Consider the following 638-nt stretch of genomic DNA (forward strand, 5'->3'; position numbering starts at 1 on the left):
GCTTAAGGGTGACGGCACCGGCACCGCACGGCTCGACCTGCACGCCGCGAAGGCCGGCCTGTTCACCGACGACGACGTCCGCTACCCGGTGTTCGTCGACCCGACGCTCAACAGTGGCTGGCTCGCCTGGACCGTGGCCTACAAGCCGTACCCCAACTCCAGCTTCTGGAACGGCACCAACTTCTCCTCCGGCACCTCCGACGCCCGGGTCGGTTACGAGAGCGAGACCGGCGGCACCGCCCGCTCGTTCTGGCGGATGAACTACAGCACCAGCCTCAAGGGCGCGGACATCTCCTCCGCCACCTTCAAGGTGCTCAACAACCACTCCTGGTCCTGCACCACCCGCGAGTTCCAGTTCTATCTGACCGGCGCCATCTCCTCCGGCACCACCTGGAACAAGCAGCCGAGCTGGTCCACGCTGCTGCAGAAGAAGTCCTTCGCGCACGGCTGGTCCTCCACCTCCTGTCCCGACGACTACGAGGCGTTCAACGTCAAGGCCGCCGCCCAGGAAGGCGCGGACAAGGGCTGGTCCAACATCACCTTCGGCATCCGCGCCACCAGCGAGTCCGACGCGCAGACATGGCGCAAGTTCAAGGCGACCAGCGCCACCATGGAGGTCGTCTACAACCGGCCTCCCT

General features: G+C 66.0%; 1 protein-coding gene. It reads left to right on the forward strand.

The features are described from left to right. Positions 1 to 638 (forward strand): DNRLRE domain-containing protein (locus tag B7L92_RS38880; protein WP_143626550.1); only part of this gene is annotated, 638 nt, incomplete at both ends.

It is taken from the genome of Streptomyces viridosporus (assembly GCF_002078235.1).
Lineage (GTDB): Bacteria > Actinomycetota > Actinomycetes > Streptomycetales > Streptomycetaceae > Streptomyces > Streptomyces viridosporus.